At 62.6% G+C, this 20,756-nt stretch carries 20 protein-coding genes; 8 read left to right on the top strand and 12 right to left on the bottom strand.

All coding sequences use genetic code 11. The features are described from left to right. Positions 1 to 145: 145 nt before the first annotated feature. Together cydB and ACM42_RS24590 are read right to left on the bottom strand one after the other, a co-directional pair. Positions 146 to 1,156, bottom strand: coding sequence for a cytochrome d ubiquinol oxidase subunit II (gene cydB, locus ACM42_RS24595; RefSeq protein WP_271530327.1), 1,011 nt, complete (start codon positions 1,154 to 1,156; stop codon positions 146 to 148). Next, positions 1,153 to 2,601, bottom strand: coding sequence for a cytochrome ubiquinol oxidase subunit I (locus ACM42_RS24590; protein ID WP_271530326.1), 1,449 nt, complete (start codon positions 2,599 to 2,601; stop codon positions 1,153 to 1,155). Before ACM42_RS24590 ends, cydB begins: the two co-directional genes overlap by 4 nt. 109 nt (positions 2,602 to 2,710) lie before the next feature. Between ACM42_RS24590 and ACM42_RS24585 the strand changes: the two genes are divergently transcribed. From ACM42_RS24585 to ACM42_RS24570, 4 genes are all read left to right on the top strand, one after another. After that, the gene (locus tag ACM42_RS24585) at positions 2,711 to 3,007 is read left to right on the top strand and encodes an ArsR/SmtB family transcription factor (protein WP_271530325.1); all 297 of its coding nucleotides are present in this window, start codon (positions 2,711 to 2,713) and stop codon (positions 3,005 to 3,007) included. After that, positions 3,004 to 4,068, top strand: coding sequence for a permease (locus ACM42_RS24580; protein WP_271530324.1), 1,065 nt, complete (start codon positions 3,004 to 3,006; stop codon positions 4,066 to 4,068). The genes ACM42_RS24585 and ACM42_RS24580 overlap by 4 nt, the downstream gene beginning before the upstream one ends. A gap of 21 nt (positions 4,069 to 4,089) precedes the next feature. After that, on the top strand, positions 4,090 to 4,326 hold the full coding sequence (locus tag ACM42_RS24575) for a thioredoxin family protein (protein ID WP_271530323.1): 237 nt from the start codon (positions 4,090 to 4,092) through the stop codon (positions 4,324 to 4,326). Positions 4,327 to 4,456: 130 nt separating this feature from the next. Beyond that, positions 4,457 to 4,729 (top strand): cation transporter dimerization domain-containing protein, encoded by a 273-nt coding sequence (locus ACM42_RS24570; RefSeq protein WP_271530322.1) that lies wholly within the window; start codon positions 4,457 to 4,459, stop codon positions 4,727 to 4,729. A gap of 357 nt (positions 4,730 to 5,086) precedes the next feature. On the opposite strand, the gene ACM42_RS24565 is transcribed toward ACM42_RS24570, so the two are convergent. The 9 genes from ACM42_RS24565 to ACM42_RS24525 all read right to left on the bottom strand — a co-directional run bounded on the left by ACM42_RS24565 (position 5,087) and on the right by ACM42_RS24525 (position 14,653). Beyond that, the gene (locus tag ACM42_RS24565) at positions 5,087 to 6,490 is read right to left on the bottom strand and encodes an amidase (RefSeq protein WP_271530321.1); all 1,404 of its coding nucleotides are present in this window, start codon (positions 6,488 to 6,490) and stop codon (positions 5,087 to 5,089) included. A 186-nt stretch (positions 6,491 to 6,676) separates the two neighbouring features. Next, positions 6,677 to 7,438, bottom strand: coding sequence for an SDR family NAD(P)-dependent oxidoreductase (locus ACM42_RS24560; RefSeq protein ID WP_271530320.1), 762 nt, complete (start codon positions 7,436 to 7,438; stop codon positions 6,677 to 6,679). A 46-nt stretch (positions 7,439 to 7,484) separates the two neighbouring features. Next, a complete protein-coding gene (locus ACM42_RS24555; RefSeq protein WP_271530319.1) occupies positions 7,485 to 8,210 on the bottom strand; it encodes an ABC transporter ATP-binding protein in 726 nt (241 codons plus the stop codon). Further along, complete coding sequence (locus ACM42_RS24550) at positions 8,200 to 8,919, bottom strand: ABC transporter ATP-binding protein (protein WP_271530318.1); 720 nt, start codon at positions 8,917 to 8,919, stop codon at positions 8,200 to 8,202. The genes ACM42_RS24555 and ACM42_RS24550 overlap by 11 nt, the downstream gene beginning before the upstream one ends. Positions 8,920 to 8,921: 2 nt before the next feature. Continuing rightward, the gene (locus ACM42_RS24545; RefSeq protein WP_271530317.1) at positions 8,922 to 9,992 is read right to left on the bottom strand and encodes a branched-chain amino acid ABC transporter permease; all 1,071 of its coding nucleotides are present in this window, start codon (positions 9,990 to 9,992) and stop codon (positions 8,922 to 8,924) included. 12 nt (positions 9,993 to 10,004) lie between these two features. Further along, complete coding sequence (locus ACM42_RS24540) at positions 10,005 to 10,871, bottom strand: ABC transporter permease subunit (RefSeq protein ID WP_271530316.1); 867 nt, start codon at positions 10,869 to 10,871, stop codon at positions 10,005 to 10,007. A gap of 92 nt (positions 10,872 to 10,963) precedes the next feature. After that, complete coding sequence (locus tag ACM42_RS24535; RefSeq protein ID WP_271530716.1) at positions 10,964 to 12,181, bottom strand: urea ABC transporter substrate-binding protein; 1,218 nt, start codon at positions 12,179 to 12,181, stop codon at positions 10,964 to 10,966. Between the two features lie 58 nt (positions 12,182 to 12,239). Further along, the gene (locus tag ACM42_RS24530) at positions 12,240 to 13,235 is read right to left on the bottom strand and encodes an acetamidase/formamidase family protein (protein WP_271530315.1); all 996 of its coding nucleotides are present in this window, start codon (positions 13,233 to 13,235) and stop codon (positions 12,240 to 12,242) included. Positions 13,236 to 13,252: 17 nt separating this feature from the next. Further along, entirely contained in the window at positions 13,253 to 14,653 is a 1,401-nt protein-coding gene (locus tag ACM42_RS24525; protein WP_271530314.1) for an amidase, read from the bottom strand. 407 nt (positions 14,654 to 15,060) lie between these two features. On the opposite strand from ACM42_RS24525, the gene ACM42_RS24520 reads away from it, so the two are divergent. Beyond that, on the top strand, positions 15,061 to 16,236 hold the full coding sequence (locus ACM42_RS24520) for a transporter substrate-binding domain-containing protein (RefSeq protein WP_271530313.1): 1,176 nt from the start codon (positions 15,061 to 15,063) through the stop codon (positions 16,234 to 16,236). After that, entirely contained in the window at positions 16,233 to 16,820 is a 588-nt protein-coding gene (locus ACM42_RS24515) for an ANTAR domain-containing response regulator (protein ID WP_271530311.1), read from the top strand. The genes ACM42_RS24520 and ACM42_RS24515 overlap by 4 nt, the downstream gene beginning before the upstream one ends. Before the next feature lie 646 nt (positions 16,821 to 17,466). Here ACM42_RS24515 and ACM42_RS24510 read toward each other — a convergent pair. Next, the gene (locus ACM42_RS24510; RefSeq protein ID WP_271530310.1) at positions 17,467 to 18,204 is read right to left on the bottom strand and encodes an IclR family transcriptional regulator; all 738 of its coding nucleotides are present in this window, start codon (positions 18,202 to 18,204) and stop codon (positions 17,467 to 17,469) included. A 437-nt stretch (positions 18,205 to 18,641) separates the two neighbouring features. Between ACM42_RS24510 and ACM42_RS24505 the strand changes: the two genes are divergently transcribed. Both ACM42_RS24505 and ACM42_RS24500 read left to right on the top strand, forming a co-directional pair. Further along, positions 18,642 to 19,487: an amidohydrolase family protein gene (locus tag ACM42_RS24505; RefSeq protein WP_271530309.1), complete on the top strand. Its 846-nt coding sequence runs from the start codon at positions 18,642 to 18,644 to the stop codon at positions 19,485 to 19,487. A 16-nt stretch (positions 19,488 to 19,503) separates the two neighbouring features. Then, entirely contained in the window at positions 19,504 to 20,715 is a 1,212-nt protein-coding gene (locus tag ACM42_RS24500; protein ID WP_271530308.1) for a CaiB/BaiF CoA transferase family protein, read from the top strand. Positions 20,716 to 20,756 lie beyond the last annotated feature (41 nt).

The raw sequence follows: 20,756 nt of genomic DNA, 5'->3' as shown, positions 1-20,756 counted from the left end.
ACCACGCCAATCGATCGGCAGCTTCTCTAACCCGTCTTCAGCAGCCATCGGATCGGTATTGCGATCGCCAGCAGCGTGATCACACCTGCCGCCCACAGCGCCACGAACCATAACAGCTGCCTCCAGGTTCGCGACACACGCAGCATCAGTGATACCCCTCACCGTGCCGCACCTTGCCGCGAAATATCCAGTAGACGTAGCCCGTATAGACAAGGATCACCGGCACCAGCACCGCCGCGCCGACGAGCAGGAACATCTGGCTGCTGGGATGCGTGGCTGCCTGCCAGATCGTAACGGAGGGCGGCACGATCATCGGCCACATGCTGATGCCAAGCCCGATATAGGACAGCACGAAAAAGCCAAGCGCGCACAGGAACGGCACCACATCTTCGCCCTTGCCGAGCGCGCGGTGAAAGCGCCACGCCAGCAGGGCCAGGAGAACTGGCACAGGCGCTGCATAAAGCATGTTTGGCAGCGTCAGCCATCGCGCGCGGAACGCCGGGCTTTGGATGACCATCATCACGGATATGACCGCGATGAATCCGAGCGTCGCAAAGCCGAGAACGCGTGCATAGTTGCGGCAGCGTGCCTGAAGCGCGCCGTCGGTCTTCCAGATCAGCCAGCACGCGCCAAGCAGGCCATAGCCGACAACCAGGGCAACACCGGTCAGAACGGAGAAAGGCGTCAGCCAGTCCCACCAGCCGCCGGCGTAAGCACGCCCCTCCACGCGAATGCCCTGCACGATGGCGCCAAGGCAGACACCCTGGAGGAATGCGGCGGCAAAGCTGCCCCACGAGAAGGCGCGGTCCCACCATAACTCACCGGCCGATGTCCGCGCCCGAAACCGCATTTCGAAGGCCACCCCGCGAAACACCAATGCGAGCAGCATCAGAATGAGCGGCATGTAAAGCGCGGGAAAAATCGTCGCGTAGGCCAACGGAAACACGGCGAACAATCCGCCGCCACCCAGGACGAGCCAGGTTTCGTTGCCATCCCAGACCGGCGCCACGGAATTGACCATGACATCGCGGTCGGCTCTCGCCACCTCGGCCGGAAACAGGATGCCCACGCCAAGGTCGAAGCCGTCCATCATCACGTAGAGCAACACGGCCGTCGCGATCAGCAGGGCCCAAATCAGTGTGAGGTCGATGCTCATGGCCTGATCCCCGCCGGCCGCGGTTCTGCTCTGTGCGTCTCTGGCGCCAGGTCTATCAAGGCTGGCGCCGGCGTAATGCCGGCCGTGCGCACCGGCTGGCCCTGTGGCGGTCCGTGCTCGCCCGCTTCAGGCGTCTGGCGGAAGAGATGGAACAGATAAGCGATGCCCGCGCCGAACACGACGAAGTACACGACAACGAATGCGGCGAGCGATGCGGCGACGGCTGGCGCGGCGATCGGCGAGACGCTATCGGCGGTCCTCAGGAGTCCATAAACGGTGAAAGGCTGTCGTCCAGCCTCTGTCACCGTCCATCCGGCGGTAACCGCTATCAGCCCGGACGGCCCCATGGCCACGGCAAAGCGGTGGAGCCATGGCGTGTCATAGAGCCTGTTGCGCCGACGCAGCCAAAGCGACGCCACGCCCAGCATGATCATCAAAATCCCCAATCCAACCATGATGCGGAACGCCCAGAAGACGAGTGGGATATTGGTGGGCCATGTATCTTTCGCGAAAGCCTTGAGCCCCTTGACCTCTCCATCAAGGCTATGCGTGAGGTAAAGACTCGCGAAGGCAGGAATGGCAATCTGGCCGCGAGTCACGCCGGCTTCGGCATCCGGCATGCCGAACAGGATGGAAGGCGCGCGGCGCTCGGTTTCGAAGTGACCTTCCATGGCCGCCACCTTTGTGGGCTGGTGGTGGTACGAATTCACGCCATGCAGATCGCCGATCAGGAGCTGCATCGGGGCCACGATCGCGGCCATCCACATCGCCATTGAAAACATGATGCGAGCGCGTTCGTTCATCCTGTCCCGCAGGAGATGCCAGGCGCCCACGGCGCTCACGATCATCGCGGTCGTCAGGTAGGCCGCTGTGACCGTATGGGCGAAACGGTAGGGGAACGACGGATTGAAGATGATCGCGAGCCAGCTGTCGGGAATGAACTGGCCGTCCGGTCCCGTCGCATGTCCCATCGGCGTTTGCATCCAGGAATTCGCCGCTAAAATCCAGAAGGCCGAGAGCAAGGTGCCGCCCGCGACGAAGCACGTCGCGACGAAATGCAGGCGCGGACCAACGCGGCCAAGGCCAAACAGCATGACCCCGAGGAAGCCGGCCTCCAGAAAGAATGCCGTCAGCACCTCATAACCAAGGAGCGGCCCGAGGACCGGGGATGTCTTGTCGGCAAACACGGACCAGTTCGTCCCGAACTGGTATGACATGACCAAGCCGGACACGACGCCCATGGCGAAGGCGACGGCGAAAATCTTCAGCCAGTACCTATAGGTATCAAGATAGGCCGTCCGGCCAGTCCACAACCACAAGCCTTCGAGCACGGCAAGATAGCTCGCCAGTCCGATGGTGAAGGCGGGAAACAGGAAATGCCAGACGACCGTAAAGGCAAACTGAAACCGCGCGAGATCCAAGGCACTGGGCAGCAGGTCAGACACGGCTTCGCCCCCACAACAACTGCGGCTTGCGTCTAACGCTTCGAGCTCGCCGCTGGTTCCCGAAGCTTATGCGCTTGAACGCATATGCGCATGACCTTATATAGCGTCTATGCAAACTCCGGAAGACTTTCTCGCCGCTCTTGCGGAACCCACCCGCCTCGCCGCGCTCCGGCTCCTCTGGGATGGCCGGGAGTATTGCGTCTGCGAGCTCATGCGCCACCTCGGTGCCACACAGTCGCGCATGTCCAGGCACATGGGCGTGCTCAAGGCCGCCGGGCTCGTCATCGACCGGCGCGATGCCCAGTGGGTTCGTTATCGGCGCAACCCTGATCTACCGCAAAGCGCTGCGCGCATCGTCGATGCAGTGATTGCCGCAACGGACGTCAAAGGAAGGATTGCCGCATGAGCGTTGAAAGCGTCGCGATCCGCGCCGATGAGCCGAAGCGGGAGCCGAGGTGGAAATGGCTGGCCGGCCTCGGCATGGCCCTTGCCGCATGGGGCTTGGTCTATAGCCAGCTCATCCCCGCTTCGGAATGGGCGGTTTCGCTTCTGCCCGTCGACCGGGCGAGCCGTCTTGGCGAAGCACTTGCCTTCTTCTTGTACGACACTCCAAAGGTCATCCTTCTCCTGACGCTTATCGTCTTCGTGATGGGCGTCGTGCGCAGCTACTTCTCGCCGGAAAAGACCCGCGCTCTGTTGGCTGGCAAAAGGGAGGGACTCGGCAACATCATGGCCGCCGGCCTCGGCGTCTTCACGCCATTCTGCTCCTGCTCGGCCGTGCCGCTGTTCATCGGCTTCGTCTCCGCCGGCATCCCGCTCGGCGTTACCTTCTCCTTTCTCATTGCCGCGCCGATGGTGAACGAGGTGGCGCTCGGTCTGCTGTTCGGCCTCGTCGGTTGGAAGGTAGCACTCACCTATCTCGGTTTCGGACTCGGCGTCGCCATCGTCGCCGGCTGGGTGATCGGCCGCTTGAAGCTCGAGGGCTGGCTGCAGGACTGGGTCAAGGACATCCATGGTGCCGCGATGGTGGTCCCCGACGAACGGCTGACCTTCGTTGACCGCATCCAGCTCGGCATTGAAGCCGTCAAGGACATCGTCGGCAAGGTCTGGATCTGGATCATCGCTGGCATCGCGGCCGGCGCCCTGATCCACGGCTATGTGCCGGCCGACCTGATGGTCCGGATCATGGGGGCGGATGCCTGGTGGTCTGTGCCGGCCGCGGTGCTGATCGGCATCCCCATGTACACCAATGCGGCCGGGGTGATCCCGATCGTGGAGGCGCTGCTCGGCAAGGGTGCGGCGCTCGGCACGACCCTCGCCTTCATGATGTCGGTAATCGCCCTGTCGCTGCCGGAGATGATCATCTTGCGCAAGGTTCTGACGCTGCGCCTGATCGCGGTGTTCGTCGGCGTCGTCGGCACGGGCATCCTCGCCGTCGGCTTCTTGTTCAACATGCTTTTCCACTGAGACACACAGGGAGTGCGCAAGATGAAGGACGTGAAGGTGCTCGGCCCCGGCTGCAAGCGCTGCGAGGCCACGGAGGCAATGGTAAAGAATGCCGCGTCGAAACTCGGCATCGACGTGAAGGTCGAAAAGGTCACGGACTATGCCGAAATCGCGAAATTCGGCATCGCCTCGACGCCGGGCATCGTCGTCGATGGCAAGGTCGTCCACGCGGGCGGATTGCCGAAGGAAGATGCCCTCGAGACATGGCTGCGAGGGTGATGCTGGAATATTCAGTAGAGGCGCGCCGTATTGACGCCCACGATAGTGTCGCCACCACGTAACAGGCGGAAATCACGCTCGACCCCGACTTGACGGGCCGCGCGGACGCGTTCAACCCGGCCGAGACGACGTGCCCTCATCCATCGACCGCACAAAAGTCGTGGCATGGCTGAGGTCGCGCCCGGGAATTGCCAGCGTCCAAGACGTGCACATCTGGTCCTTGAGCACGACCAGAGCGGCGCTGACAGCACATCTGATCATACCAGCAGGACATCCCGGCGACAGTTTTCTGGACAAGGTTGCGGACGAGCTGGCGCATGATTTTTCCATCGCCCATGTCACGCTGCAGATCGAAATCGGCGACAAGGATCGATGCCGCCTCGCGCCGGATGATGTCGTGTGATCGAGGCGATCGAGCCAGTCGAAAGCGCTCCAAGCTCCGCTATCGCCGCCGAGAGTATCACTCACTCCCACTCGATTGTTGAGCAGGAAGTTTCGTCCTTGTTCTACAAGCACAAATCTCCACATCTGACGGACATATCCCGACGGTATATCCGCTGCAATTTTTCGATCTTGAATTCACAGGATAATTTGCGCTGTTTGAAGTACCGGCAATATCGCTACCTATCGGAGTCGATCGACTGAATAGTTTACAGAAGTGGCGGAAATCGCCACTGCTTGAACTGCCACAGTATCATTCAAGATACCGTCAGTGATGCGGAAAGCGATGGTTCGGCCCGTGAGCCGGGCCGAAATAGGTTCAATCGATCAGAGCACGCCGGGTGTGCCAGTCCGTCACCGATTGGAAGGCATGCCCGGAGCGGGCGAGCACATCCTCGGACAAATGAGGGCCGACCAGTTGCATGCTCAGCGGTAGGCCGTCCGACGCTATGCCGTTCGGCAGCGTGATCGTCGGGCTGCCGGAGAAATCGAACACCGCGGTGAAGCGCAGGATGCTGAGCAGCACACTCGGATCGGCGCCGTATTCGCCCATCTTGGTTAGCGTCGGGATCGGTACGGGCATGGTGGGAATGAGCAGGAGGTCGACGTCACGGAACAACGCCGAGAGGCTGCCGCAGAACTTCAGGCGCTCGTGATGGATCTGCGCGATCTCGACGCCGCTCATTGACCTCCCCTGCTCGATCAGCTGCGCCAGATCGGGGCCGTATTCCGACTTCCGCGACGGATAGGTCTCGAGATGCGCCTCCGCGGTCTCAATCGAGCACATCGGAATCCACATGCTCACGAGCTTCTCATAGACCGGAAACTTGACCTCGCGGATGTCGGCCCCCAGCGCCGCAAGCGTCCGCTCGGCGTCCAGCAGCGCGGCGACCACCTGCGGATCGATCCCATCCTGGGTGTAGCTGCGGTCCATGCCGATCCGTAAGCCTCGAATGCCGTCTCCGATCCCGGCCAGATAGTTCGGAACCGGCACCTGCAGCGCCGTCGGGTCGTTGACATCCGCTCCCGCGATCACGCCAAGCATGGCGGCCGCATCGGCTGCGCTTCGACACATCGGCCCGACATGGTCGAGCGAGTCCGCCAGGGGAAAGACGCCGTGACGGCTGACGCGTCCCCAGGTCGGCTTGATGCCGGTCAGCCCGCAGGTCGCGGACGGAAACCGGATCGAGCCGCCGGTGTCGCTGCCGATCGAGCCGAAGCAGAGCCCCGCCGAGGTCGCCACGCCCGATCCGCTCGAGGAGGAGCCGACCCAGTACTCGACGTTCCAGGGATTGAGCGGCGCCTGATCGTCCGGATGGTGACTGGTGTAGGCACCCTCGGTCATCTTCAGCTTGCCGAGCGTAACGGCGCCGGCATGCTCGAGCCGGTCCACGATCGTCGCATTGAAGGACGGGACGAACTTGGCGTGGATCGTGGTGCCGCCCGCCGTCGGCGCAAAGGTGGTGTAGCAGAGATCCTTCAGCCCGATCGGCACGCCGTGTAGCGGCCCGCGCCAGATCCCTTTCGCGAGCTCGGCGTCACAAACTTTCGCCCGAGCCATGGCGCGCTCGGCGAGGACGAGTGCGTAGCCGTGAAACCTGCCATCGAGCTTCTCGATCCGGCTCAGCATGGCCTCCGTCACCTTCGACGGCAGGAGCTCACCCCGGCGGAACAGCTCGGAGAGTTCGGTGATCTGCTTGTAGTGGATTGGATCGGTGGACATCGGAGGCTCTTCTTCTTGGTGTTATTCTCAACCGGACGACAAACTCGGTGCACCTCGCCCGCTTGCGGGAGAGGTCGCGCCACTGGCGCGGCTAAGGGCTTTCTCCTCTTGGGGACTCCCGACGCGGAGACACCCTCTCCCCGATCCTCCCCCGCAGGCGAGGAGAAAGTGCGATGCGGTCCGGCCCTAGAACTGCACGCCGCGCGTGAGCGCGCCATCGACCACGAGGTTGGTCCCCGTGATGAAGCTTGCAGCCTTGCTGGCAAGGAACACCGCACCGTTCGCCATTTCCTGCGGCGTGCCCATGCGGCCGGTCGGGTTCAGCGCAAGCGCAGTCTTGTACAGCTCGGGATTGCCGTCCTTGATCTGGTTCCAGACGCCTCCCTCGAAATAGGTGTTGCCCGGCGAGACCGAGTTGGCGCGGATGCCCTTGCCGGCAAGCTGGAAGGCGAGCCCTTGCGTGTAGTGGATGATCGCGGCTTTGAACGTGCCATAGGGCCCGCTGGCGAAATCGACCTCGCGGCCCGACACGCTGGAGATGGTGACGATCGCGGCGGCCTTGCTCTTCTCCAGATACGGCATCGCCGCGTTGACCAGCCGCACAGTGCCCATCATGTCGGTGGAGAACTCCCTCTCCCAGCTCTCCTCGTCCTGCCCAATCGACAACGCGCTGACATTGGCGACGACGACGTCGATGCCGCCGAGCTTGGAGGCCATATCCTCCACCCAGGCCTTGAGCGCCGGACCGTTGGAAACGTCGACCAAGCTGCCGAACGCGGCGACGCCCTTCGCCTTGATCGCGGTGACCGCGTTGTCGACGTCGGCCTGGTTGCGCGCGCAGATGCCGACATTGGCGCCTTCGGCCGCAAACGTGTCGGCGATCGCCCTGCCGATACCCTTGGTGCTGCCGGTGACGAGAACCCTTGCTCCCTTGAGTCCCAGATCCATGTTCATTCTCTCCCTATCGACGACTTCAAGACACGCATGCTGCCGTTCAGAGCAGAAGCTGTTCGCGGACGTTGTCCTCGTTGACCTCGGCGCCTGCCAGCGACTGCGTAATCCTGCCCTTCTCCATGATGTAGCAGCGCTCGGCGATCGCCAGGATCGTGTCGAGGTTCTGCTCGACGAAGATGATGGTGGTTCCGAGCTCGTTGCGGAACGACCGCAGCGCCTCGCAGATGTGCTGGACGATCGACGGCTGGATGCCCTCGGACGGCTCGTCCAGGATCATGAGCAACGGATTGCCGATCAGCGCCCGGCCGATGGCGAGCTGCTGCTGCTCGCCGCCCGACATGGTGCCCGCGGCCTGCCGGCGACGCTCCTTCAGCCGCGGAAAATACTCATAGACGAGCTCCGGCAGCTTCTTGCCGCCGGGGCCGCCGATCAGCTCTCCGACCTGAAGATTCTCCTCGACGGTCATCTGTGGAAACACTTCGCGCCCTTGCGGGATGTAGCCGAAGCCGGCCCGCGCCCGTGCATCGGCTTCCAAAGCCGTGACGTCCTGCTCCATGAAGCGGATCGTGCCGCGCCACGTCTGCAGCAGGCCGATCAGGCATCGCATCAAGGTCGATTTGCCGACGCCGTTGCGGCCGATCACGCCGACAATCTCGCTGTGCGCGACCGACATGGTGACTCCCTGCAGGATCGGCGTCGCACCATATCCGGCCCATAATTCCGATACGTCCAGAATCCGGTCGGTGGGATTGGGCTTAGTGAGCATGGGTCTTGCCGAGATAGATTTCCGCGACTTTCTCATCCTGCAAGATGCTCTCGAGATTGCCGCGCGCAAAGATCTTGCCGAGATGCAGCACCGTGACGCGCTGGGCGACCTGGCGTACGAAGGCCATGTCGTGCTCGACGACGAGCACCGTCATTCCCTCGGCATTGAATGATTTGATCAGCTCGCCGGTCTTGTAGGTTTCTTCCGGCGACATGCCGGCCGTCGGCTCATCCAGCAGCAGGAGGTGCGGCTTGAGCGCCAGCGCCATCCCGATCTCGAGCCATTGCTGCTGGCCATGCGACAGCGCGCCCGCGAGCTTGTCGCTGTCCGGTGCGAGGTTGAGCAGCGTCAGCAGGCGATCTTCCTCCGCGATGCGTTCCGCGCCGGACAATCGCTCCTGGAGCGCAGTCTGAATGTTCTGCCGGACCGGCAATTCCTTGAACACGCTCGGGGCTTGCATCTTGATGCTTATGCCCCGCTGCACGCGCGCATAGGGACGCTCTTTGGTGATGTCGATGGTGTCGAACAGGATGCTGCCCTCGGTCGGGGGGTAGAGACCCACGATCAGCTTGAACAGCGTGCTCTTGCCGGCGCCATTGGGACCGATCAGGCAGTGCACTTCGCCGGCATTGACCGTGAGGTCGACGCCCGAGACCGCGGTCAATCCGCCGAACCGCTTGGATACGCCTTTGACTTCGACCAGCGCCATGATCAGGACTCTTCCGACTGCAAGCGACCGGTCTCCGCGATGACGTCACCGTCACCGCGACGTCGTCCGCGCCACCAGTCCGCAACGAGCTTGCCGATGCCGAGCACGAAGCCCCGCGGCGCCAGCATCACCGTGGCGAGCAGCAGCGCCCCCATCAGCACCAGTGCGGCCTGCTGGCTGTAGACGGTGATGGTCTGAAAGCCGAACAGCAGCAGGAACGACCCGACCAGCGTGGCAGTCAGATCGCTCCGCCCGGAGAAGGCGACCCAGACGATCGGCATCGCGGCAGCCGGCAAGCCGATGCTGGATGGCGTGATGAACTGACCCCAGGACGTGTACAGCGCGCCGCTCAGCCCCGCGAGGCCGCTGCCGATCACGAATGTCAGAAGTTGATATTTACGGACGTCATAGCCCAGCATTTCCGCACGCTGCGGATTTTCGCGCGTCGCTACGATGACGTTGCCGATGCCCGAATTCACCAGCATCCGCAGGGCGAGATAGACGATCACGATGAGCGCGACCATGACGTAGTAGAGCGCCGATCCCTCGATGTAAAAGTCACCCACGGTCAACGGGTCCATGCCCTTCATGCCGTTGAAGCCGTTCAGTCGCGCTGGACCGATATGCCATTCCGGCCCCGCCGTCTGGCCGAGGAAGAAGGCCAGCACCAGCGTTGCGGACAACGTCACGATACCGAAGAAGATGCCGTTGATGCCGCCCCAGATCATGAAGTAGCCGAGGATGCCGGCCGCGATCATCGCAAGGACCACAGAGAGCACGAGCGCGGCGATCGTCGCGGTGCCGCCGCCCATGTTGATCGCGAGCACGCCGTAACCGTAACCAGCAATGCCGAAGAACAGGGTCTGGCCGAACGAGAGCATCCCGCCATAGCCCCACATCAGGCAGAGGCCAAGTGCCATGAAGATCCAGATCAGGAAGTAGGCGAAGTTGCCGACATCGTAGGAGTCGGCGAACAGCGGGTAGGCCAGCGCCGCCCCCAACCCAACCAGGAAGCAAGACCAGAACATCCTGCCACGTCCAAGGGTCTGTGGACCTTCCAGCAGCTTGAACATCAACGTTTCCTCCTAGCGCCCACGACGAACCAGCACGCTGGAGAGCCCTTCGGGCAGCACGCGGATGATCAGGATGACGGCCACCAGCATGCCGATCTGCCCTATGATCTGGCCGTAACTCGCGTTCAGCGCCATCCGGATCATCGCCAGGAACACCGCCGCTGGCGCCGTTCCGAGCAGCACATTGGCTCCGCCGATCACGACAGTGACGAAACTCTCGACGACGAACGTCGCCCCCATGGTCGGAATCAGCGTCATGGTCGGCGCGTATAGCGCCCCGCAAAGCCCGGCGAGGCCGGTGCCGATCCCGAAGCTGATGGCATAGATGCGCCCGGTGCGCGCGCCGAGTGCCTTCGCCATCGCCGCATTCTGCATGGTCGCGCGGGCGATCACGCCGAACCGCGTCTTCATGAAGATGATGTAGAGGCCGGCCAGCACGGCCACCGCGCAACCGAACAGAACCAGGCGATAGGTTGAGAACGTATAGCCGCCGATCGCAAAACTTCCCTCGGGCGTTCCGATGCCTCGCACGGTGGAGCCGACGATCAGGAGCATCGACTGCGTCACGATGAGGCTTAGTCCCCAGGTCGCGAGCAGCGAATCCAGCGGCCGCTTGTAGAAGCGTCGCACGACCAGGAACTCGACGACGACACCGATGAGACCTGCGGTCACCGCGGCCATGATTTGGGCAATCGCGAGCGGCACGCCAAGATTCACCAGGCCAACGGTGACATAGGCGCCGCACATGATGAACTCGCCATGTGCCATGTTGATGACGCCCATCATCCCAAACACGATGGCGAGGCCTGCCGCCGAGAGAATGAGAAACGCGAACACGTCGGCGAACTGATAGAATGCCGAGAACAATTCAGCCGACATCTTGATCCCCTTGTCGCTCCCGGCGCCGCATCGTTACGGCGCCGGCCTTCGAGATCGTGATGCGCAACACGAGCAAGATCCGCGCCCGGACATCACGATTTCTTGGGGAGATGGCTCGGCGTGTACTGATCCTTGTCGTTTTTCTTGGTCAGATCGCAGCCGATCTCGCCAAGCCAGTAAGGCTGGATCGTGCCGTAGTCCTTCTCGACCTTCACTTCATGCTTCGGTCCGACCGAGATCAGGCGCATGCGGTGCGACGTGTGCTGGCTCTTAGGATCGATGCAGACCTTGCCCTCCGGAGCGTCGATGCAGGCCTCGCCGGTCGCGATGACCTTGCGCATGTCCTCGAGCTTGATCGACTTCGCCTTCTCGACCAGTGCCTTGTACATGTAGAGCGCGTTATAGGCGTTGTACCCCATGTCGTTGATGTAGAGCTCGTCGGGGAATTTCGCGTGCCATCGCTTCTTGAACTCAGTGGCCTCGGGCGTGTCGATCTCCTCGAACCAGTTCGCGGTAGCGTGCATGTTGTTGAGCGCCGGCGGCTTGAACCGCTTGTGCTCGAATCCGAGCATGACCTTGATCGACGAGCCCATCGGCAGGTTGAGGTTGGCCGCGGCCGCCTGCTCGAAGAACGAATCCTGGGCAGCACCGACGTTGATCGTCAGCAGCCAGTCCGGCTTCGCTTTCTGGATGTTCTGAATGGTTTGCGCAAACTGCGACACACCCAGCGGGATGAATTCCTCCCCGACGACCTCGCCGCCGAGATCCTTCATGATCTTTCGGTTCCACTCCGCCGAGATCTGACCGAAATTGTAATCGGCGGCGATGACATAGACCTTCTTGCCGAACTTTTCGACCATCCATGGAATCAGCGTCGAGAATTGCTGCTCTGGCACCGCGCCCATGCTGATCATGCTGGCGTCACAGACACCGCCCTCGTACTGGTTGGTGTAGAAGTAAGGCGTCGTGGTGCGATCGACGATCGGACGCAGCGCCTCGCGCGAGGCGGAGGTGATGCCGCCGATCAGCACGTCCACCTTGTCACGATTGAGCAGGCGCCGGCCGAACTCCTGGTAGCGCGCGTTGTCGCCCTGCGGATCGAGGTGGATCAGCTCGATCTGCCGACCCAGGATACCACCGCTCTTGTTGATCTCCTCGACGGCTAGTTGCGAGCCGTGCAGCTTCGGCATGCCCATCAAGGCCAGATCGCCGGACACGTCCTCGAGCAGGCCTACCTTCAGCGGTGGTTCCGCGGCCCGAGCAGCACTCATCGTCGTCGCTGCACCGAGCATGGCGCCGAGCAAAGCCATCCGTAACTTATGTCCCGAATTCATCGTGATGTCCCCTGTGATTGAAAGCGGTTGGATGTCAAGGCTTGAGGTAATTCTTGAGGATCGAGGCCCCCATCGTGTATTTGGGGTCGACCATGTTGCCGAGGCGCATGCGTCCGGCCTGGCTGAGCAGCATGTAGGCGTCGATCTCGTCGAAGCCGTAGTCGGCCGCCATCCACCGGACGAGCTCGCGATAGGCGATGCGCGCCGCGTCCTCGAGCGGACGCGCGCTTCCGATCGTCATGATGAAGTCCTTGGTCTCAAGCCGAGGCCAGGCGAAGCTCCAGTCCTTGATGAGGTCGACCTGCAATGTGACGGTCGCGCGCTGCTCCATCGCCACGCCGGAAAGCTCGCCGTCGCCTTGTGTTGCGTGGCAATCGCCGACGTAGAGCATTCCGCCGTCGGTATGGACCGGGAAATAGATAATTGCACCCGGAGCGACGTCGGGCAGATCCATGTTGCCGCCATGATAGTCCGGTTGCAGCGAGGAGATCGCCTCGATCTCCGGCGAGACGCCGATGGTGCCGATGAACGGCTCGTAAGGCAGCGTGAGCCTGTCGTTCCAGCGCACGCCATTCCTGTCGACGTGCAACTTCTTCACGCGCTCCGGCAGCGGCGGATTCAGCAGCGCCGTCGAGCCGGTTCCGACCAGTCCGCCGAACTCCGGGATGATGCAGGTCGTGCCGGCCGGCTGCTCGCCCCGGGTCTCTACATCGCGGATATAGATCGCAAGACAATCGCCCTTCTTGGCGCCCTTCACCGCGATCGGCCCGCATTGCGGGTTGAGATAAGGGAAGTTGAGTTTGGCGGTGGGGCTGTCGGTCTCCTTGGTGAGCACGCCGCCGAAGGCATCTTCGGTCTCGACGACGACTACCCCGCCGGGGTCGATCGACAGGGTCGGCTTCGCATAGGGACCATAGACGTAGTGGAAGCCGCCCTGCTGCTCGATCGTTAGACTATGCGTCGCGCCGGTCGCGCCTTTGGCAAGGGCACGCTTGGCCATGATGGATGTCTTCAACCAGTCTTCGGACATGTGATCGGCCCCTCAGCTCAGATCCCGGGATGACGCTTGTGCCAGTCGGTAACGCGTTGGAACGCATCGCCTGCACGAACGAGGCCGGCTTCATCGAAATGACGGCCCACGAACTGGAAGCCCACCGGGCCCCCATTGGCAGCGAAACCTCCGGGCAGCGTCACGGTCGGACTTCCCGTCATGTCGAAAGGACACGTGAAGCGGAGCAGGCCACCGATCAGCGAGGCGTCCTCACCGAGCGCCGCCATCTTGGCGAGAGTGGGCGCCGCGAACGCTTGGGCCGGGACAGCGATGAGATCGACAGTCTCGAACAGCATGCGCACCGCGCCGCGAAACGCTTCGCGCCGGAGCACGATCTTCTGATAGTCCATGCCGGACTGCTGCCGGCCGAGATCGAGCAGGCCCGCGAGCGCCGGGCCGTACTCATCCTTGCGGGCCGGATAGGTGTCCTCGTGCGCGACCGCGACCTCGACACCACAGAGCGGGAACCAGTCGTCGATAATCGCCTTGGGATCGGGAAACTCGATCTCCTTGATCTTCGCGCCAACATCGGCCGCCACACGCAAGCCCTCGGCGAGCACCTTGGCCGCATCGCCGTCGATGCCTTCGGTGGTCCAGCGACGGTCGACGCCGATCGTGACGCCCCGCAGGTCGGCGGAGAGACCTTTGAGATAGTCCGGCACGGCGAGGGGTACCGATGTCATGTCCTTGGGATCCTGCCCCGCGATTACGCCGAGGATGGCACCGCAATCGACCGCGCTCCGTGCCATCGGGCCGATGTGATCCAGCGTTGCCGCGAGTTCGAACGCGCCGTACCGGCTGACGCGTCCCCAGGTCGGCTTGAGTCCGGTGACACCATTGGCCGCTGACGGAAAGCGGATCGATCCGCCGGTGTCGGTGCCGAGGGAGCCGAAGCAAAGCCCAGCCGCGGTGGCAACGCCGGACCCACTCGAAGAGGCCCCGGGCCAGAGGTCCGGATTCCAGGGATTCTTCGGCGGGTCGATCTTCGGATGATGATCGGCATAGGCACCTTCGGTCTGTTGCAGCTTGCCGAGAATGATGGCGCCGGCATCCTTCAGCCGCGCGACCACCGTTGCATCTTCGGTGGGACGAAAGTCGCGGTGAATCGTCATGCCATGCGCAGCAGGAGCGCCTTTGGCCCAGCAGAGATCCTTGACCGCCACCGGCACACCGTGCAGCGCCCCCCTGATCTTGCCGGACGCAATCTCCTTTTCGGCCGCGGCCGCATCGGCGAGCGCCGAGTCAGCCATCACATAGGCAAAACTCTTGAGCTTGCCGTCGAGCTTCTCGATCCGCCCGAGCATCGCCTTGGTCGCTTCGACCGGCGACAGCTCCTTCGCCTGGATCTTTCGCCCGATGTCGACGAGCCCGAGATAGTGGAGATCCGTTTCCGCCATCGCTCTTCTCCTCCCGCTCACATGACACACCGCCGTCTCGCGCATGCGCCACCGTTCTGGCGACGCGGACGCATCGCCAGCTTCTTCGGCGGCAAACGAAAAAAGCCACCCGTCCCTCCCGAATGAGGTGACGAATGGCTCAAATGCCGCGGCTATGATCTGTCGCTTTAGGGTCCGTGATCGAACGAAGCACTTAGTGCAAGGAACTGGACGTCATCGGCCAGATCGGCGCACGCGAGGTTCGACAGGTTGCCCTGTAGGAGAAAAGTCTAAGTAACTGCCTATCGCGTTGTCAACGATGCTGTCTGCCTAAATTTCGAGAGTGCTGTGCAGCAAAACGGCAAGCCACTTGCGCTGTCATCGGCGATGATGATTTCATCTTCGCGTTACGCGATCGAAAGCCGTCAATGACCAAGCCTTCTGTTCCCGTCGGCATCATCTGCTCGCAGTCGGGGCCCTATCAGGCGATGGGCCGCGAGATCCTCAAGAGCGCCATGATGGCGGTCGACGAGATCAACAGCCAGGCGGAATTCGACTTCGCAATCGCGCCCCACGTTCGCGATCCTCGCGGCATCGTCTCCGAATATCACACTGTCTGCGACGACCTCATCCGCAATGTCGGCGTCGCGCACATCGTCGGCTGTTACACCTCGGCCTCGCGCAAGCAGGTGCTTCCCATCGTGGAGCGCACCGATCGCCTGCTCTGGTATCCCGCCCGCTACGAAGGCTTCGAGTGCTCGGACAACGTGATCTATGTCGGCGCCTCGCCCAATCACAACGTGCTGCCACTGGTCCGCTACGTGCTCGACAATCTGTCGCGGGAGATCTTCTGCGTCGGCTCCAACTACGTGTGGACATGGGAGACCAATCGCGTCACCCGTGAACTGGTCAGCGCGGCGGATGGCCACATCCTCGCCGAGCGGCTGCTCGAGCTCGGCGAGAGCGCCGTCGGTCACATCGTCGACGAGATCGTTCGCCGCAAACCGCCGATCGTGTTCAATACGCTGGTCGGAAGCTCGAGCTACGACTTCATCCGCGCATTCCACGCCGGCACCAAGGCTGCGGGGCTGGAGATACCCATGCTGAGCTGCAGCCTCTGCGAGCCGGAACTGGCGATCGTCGGGCCGGCATCGGCCGGATGCATCACGTCGTCGGCCTATTTCGAGAGCATCCGCCTGCCGGAGAACCGCGCCTTCGTCGCGCGCTGGAAGGCGCGCTATGGGGAGGACAGCAGCCCTTCCGTCGACGGGCAATCCGCCTATGTCGCAGTCTATCTGCTGGCGCGCGCGCTGCAACGCGCGGGCACGTCGGACATTTCCGAGGTGCGGCGCGCCGCGGCCGGGTATCGCTACAATTCGCCGCAAGGACCGGTATGGATCGACGGAGGCAACAATCATTGCGTCCTTACACCGCGGCTTGCGGTATCCAATCCGCAAGGACAGTTTGATATCTTCTGGGAAGCCGACGCGCCTGTTAAGCCTGATCCTTACCTGACGCAGCTCGACGTTGCCGTCAGCCCGTCGAAAGAAACCTCGGCGGGCGGCGCATTGCCGAATGCGCCGCATTTGCGGGTTGTAAAATGAGCAGACCGTCTTCATTTTCGCTACGCGGACGCAAGGCGCTCGTCGCCATCAAGGACGAACGCGACGCAACCATCGTGCGGCGCCAATTCGAACGTCTCGGGATCGAGGGGGTTGTATGGCCGCCGACGGAGCCCGTCACCTTCGCTCCGGATCTGTCGCTGATCGACGACGAGATCCTGCCCCTGCTGCAACCGGTGCAACGCGCGTTTCTGGCGCGATCGCCTGTCATCGCGCTGCTCGGCACCGAGACGCCAAGCCGCCTCAAGCTGGTGTTCGAACTCGATCCGGCTTCGTTCCTGATCAAGCCGTTGCGTTCGGCCGGCATTTACGCAGCGCTCGTCATGGCATTCGAGCGCAACGAACGCACCAGCGAACTGAAGCAACAGATTCTCAAGCTCGAACAGCGCCTGCGGTCACGCCGTGTCGTGCTCGCCGCCGTTCTCCGGGTGATGCATTCGCATGCGCTCGCCGAACCGGCCGCCTTTGCCCTGATCCGCAGAACCGCGATGGAGCAGCGCAAGACGATCGAGGAACTTTCGGCGGAGATCACGACAAGGGGCATGCTACCGCGCGCAACGGGTTAGATCGCCTTCAGTCGCGGGCGGGGATCAGGCCACAATCTCCTATGCTATGCTCCAATATTTGCTGTTTGCATCGTCACATTGAGGAGACGAGCCGCAGCACGCGCACCGGATAGACCGCGATGATCTCTCAGTTGATTGGCACCTTAGATCATACTCTGGCCTCCGCTTCTGGTCCTTCTGTGACATGCACGGCTGGCCGAACGTCCTGCTTGCGCCACAACAGTCTTCCTTCGGCTGAGGCTTGAGTCCACACGCTCCGATCCTTATGCACGCTACACCGCTCTGCGGCCAAGGACTGCTTCGGCGCGTGCATGCGGGGGCAGCTCCGCGTCCGGAACCAGAACCTCGCCTATGGCAGCAGACACAGGTTGAACGCCCACGCCAAGCGGCGGATCGCGCAAGCGACCGCCAAACTCATCCCCGCGGGTCGCCGCTGATGATCGGGCTCGGCACGACGCCGAATATGTCGCGCAAACCCATACGGCCAGCGACGCTCGCGCAGATTTCGAGCGTCGGTAGCAGCCCCGTACCAACGTCGATCGCGCCCTCCCAGGCGACGGGTCTATGAGCGCCCCATCGGGTCATGAAGGTCGACAAAATTCATCTGCGGTCTTGGGAAGAGCTTTGTTCTGTCGAACGCCCGGGGTCACGCCAGGAACCGGGCGATGCCTTCGCGGATACAAGCCAGAATTTCGTCCTGTCGCTCCTCGAGACGGGATACCGGCCCGCCGACGCCGAGGACCAGGTGGCGCCCGAAGTCGCGCTTTGGCAACAGGACGGCAATCACGCCGGCGTCCTGAACGATGATGTGCTTGGAGAACATGTAGCCGTCTCGCCGGATGCCGTTGATGATCTTCATCAGCGTATTCAGTTCGAAGTGCTCTTCCCGGGGGCAAACGGCGTTGATGCGGCGCAGGAGTCGTGCAATCTCGACGTCGGTATGACCGCTGAGCAGCGTTCGCCCAATTCCGCTGATGGCAAGCGGCCGGACATCGCCGGGCTTGACTTCGAAGCGCAGGCGCTTGCTGGTTTGCAGAGCGTGAATGTATTGAGCATGCAGATCGGATTGCGTGCTGATGCTGACGAGCTCGTCGAGCTTTTCATGGACGAAATCGACCAACGCAAGGATGGCGCTGTCGCCGAAGAGTCCGGCGTCCAGCCACCGGCCCATCTGGGCAATGCGCATCGTCGGCATGTAGGTGCGATTATAGCTGTCGTAAAACAGATAACCGAGCATCGCCATGCTCTTCAGCAGGGCTGCGGCACTCGACGTAGGATAGTCGCACTTCGTCGCAACTTCCTTCAGCGAAACCGGGCGTTTCACGTCCTCGAAATATTCGAGGACTTCGAAGATCCGCTTGGCTGACTTGATGCTGGAATTCATCTTTTGCACATATGTGGAAAGAATTCCGTCCCAAAGGTGGATAGATCTGTTCGGTAAATTAGCGTTTCAGATGCTTGGATGCAACATTTTCCATATATGTAGAAATAGAACTACATATATGTAACTTGGTGGACTTGGGCCCGCCCCGCTCTTAGTGTTCTCTCCGGCCAGCAAGGCCACGGCGTCACGGCCGCTCAAAAACAAAACCGCCCACCACAGGGTGGCGCGCTTGCAGGGAGGCGTCATGGAGCCGGAATTGAATTTTTCTGCTGCGATCGACTGATGTGTTGACCGGCCGCCGCGCGGACCTCCCGTCGCCAAGTTGAACCTCCTCACCACCATACAGATCAGCCATCGCGTTCACGACGATGACGCTCGCCGTGCCACCGCGCGCAGCGGCGGCAGCACCTCTCAGGACCGAACAGGGATTTGCTTGCATGGACTACCGATTGCCTGAAGGCAGCTGCGATTGTCATTTTCACATCTACGGCCCCTTCGATTGCTTTCCGCAGGGCGACGAGGGACGCTTCACTGCCGTAAAGCCCTTCACGATCGAAGACGCCTTTGCCGTCTGGGACAGGCTCGGCATCACGCGGGGGGTTATCGTCCATGCGGTGGGATCGGGAGACGACAATGCCGTCACTTACGACGCGCTGCGCCGCTACCCCGACCGGCTTCGTGCCGTCGCGATCCTGCGGCCCGACGTCTCGGATCGGCGGCTCGATGAACTCACCGACGCCGGCTTCAAGGCGGTGCGTGTGACCATGATCCGGCAGGACGGCAAGCCGGTCTCGACGCTCGGCACCAGCTACGACGATCTGGTCAAGCTCGCACCGCGCATCGCCGAGCGCGGCTGGCACGCCCAGCTCTGGATCGAGAGCTCGGACCTGGCCGCCGCCGCGGCCGAGCTCGAGAAACTGCCGCTGAACTACGTGATCGACCACATGTCGCGGACGATGGCCGACAAGGGCCACGAGCATCCCGATTTTCGCGCCTACACCGAGCGGCTGAAGACCGGGCGCTACTGGACCAAGATCTCCGGTGCCGACCGCAACACGCGCATCGGCCGTCCCTATGCCGACACGGCGCCCTTCATGCGGGCTATCGTTCAGGCCGCGCCCGATCAGGTCGTGTGGGGCAGCGACTGGCCCCATGTCGGCCACAGCGCCGAGACTATGCCCGATCTCCAGGACCTGCTTCGTCTGCTGCACGACTGCGTCCCCGACGAGGCCACCCGCCGCAAGATCCTGATCGCCAATCCGGCGCGGCTCTACAATTTCTGACAGGACCGAGGACACCTTGAACAACAACAAGAAGCTGCCGCTCGACGGCGTGATCGTCATCGATCTCGGCCAGGTCTATCAGGGTCCGTATGCCGGCTTCCTGATGGCGCAGGCCGGAGCGACCGTCATCAAGGTCGAGCCGCCGAACGGCGAGCCGGTGCGTCATCGCGCCCGCATCAGCAAGGGCAACGCCGTCCCGTTCGCGATGCTCAATGCGAACAAGCGTAACATCAGCCTGAACCTGAAGTCGACTGACGGCGTCAGGGTTCTGAAGGAACTCGCGGCGAAGGCCGACGTGCTGATCGAGAACTATGCGCCGGGCGTGCTCGATCGCCTGGGCGTCGGCTATGCGGCGCTCAGCGCCATCAACCCGCGGCTGATCTATGGCTCGGCCACCGGCTACGGCCTGTCGGGTCCGAGCCGCGACAATCTCGCGATGGACCTGACCGTGCAGGCGGTGTCGGGCATCATGAGCGTGACGGGCTTCGCCGATGGTCCTCCGGTCAAGGCCGGGCCTGCCATCACCGATTTCATCAGCGGCGTGCATCTTTACGCCGGTATCCTCACCGCTCTCTACGACCGCGAGAAGAGCGGCCGCGGCCGGCTGGTCGAGATCGCGATGGTCGAGACCGTCTATCCGGCGATGGCCTCAAACCTCGCCGACGTCTTCAATCGCAAGGCGGCGGCTCCCCGCACCGGCAATCGTCACGGCGGCCTCGCGGAAGCGCCCTATAATGTCTATCCCGCGTCCGACGGGTACGTCGCCATAATTAGCGTCAACGAATCCCACTGGACCGGGCTGACGCGCGCGATGGGGCGGCCGGATCTCGCCGACAATGCGCGGTTCAAGACCGTGCTCGACCGTCTGAAGCACATCGATCTGACCGACCAGATCGTGTCCGATTGGTCCTCGCAGCTTACGCGCGACGAGATCACCGAGCTTTGCCGCGTCAACCGGGTGCCGTGCGCGGCGGTTCGCGATTTGCGCGAGGTGACCGAGGACAAGCATCTCCACGCCCGCGGTATGCTGCGCGAGATCGCGCATCCCGAATACGGCGACATCCTCGTCCACCGCAGCCCGCTGTTGCTCCACGACACGGCGGCACCGGACTACGTCCCGTCTGCGCGTCTCGGCCAGCACAATGGCGAGGTGTTGTCGGAATATCTCGGCTTGTCCGACAGCGAGATCGATGCGTTGCGCCGCGCCGGCGCCATCGCGCAAGCATGACGAACGCCGACACGCAAATGTCCCGGTCCGCCAATTCAGGG

The sequence above is a fragment of the Bradyrhizobium sp. CCBAU 25338 genome, assembly GCF_028128965.1.
Lineage (GTDB): Bacteria > Pseudomonadota > Alphaproteobacteria > Rhizobiales > Xanthobacteraceae > Bradyrhizobium > Bradyrhizobium liaoningense.
This window is presented reverse-complemented; position numbering and strand designations above follow the sequence as displayed.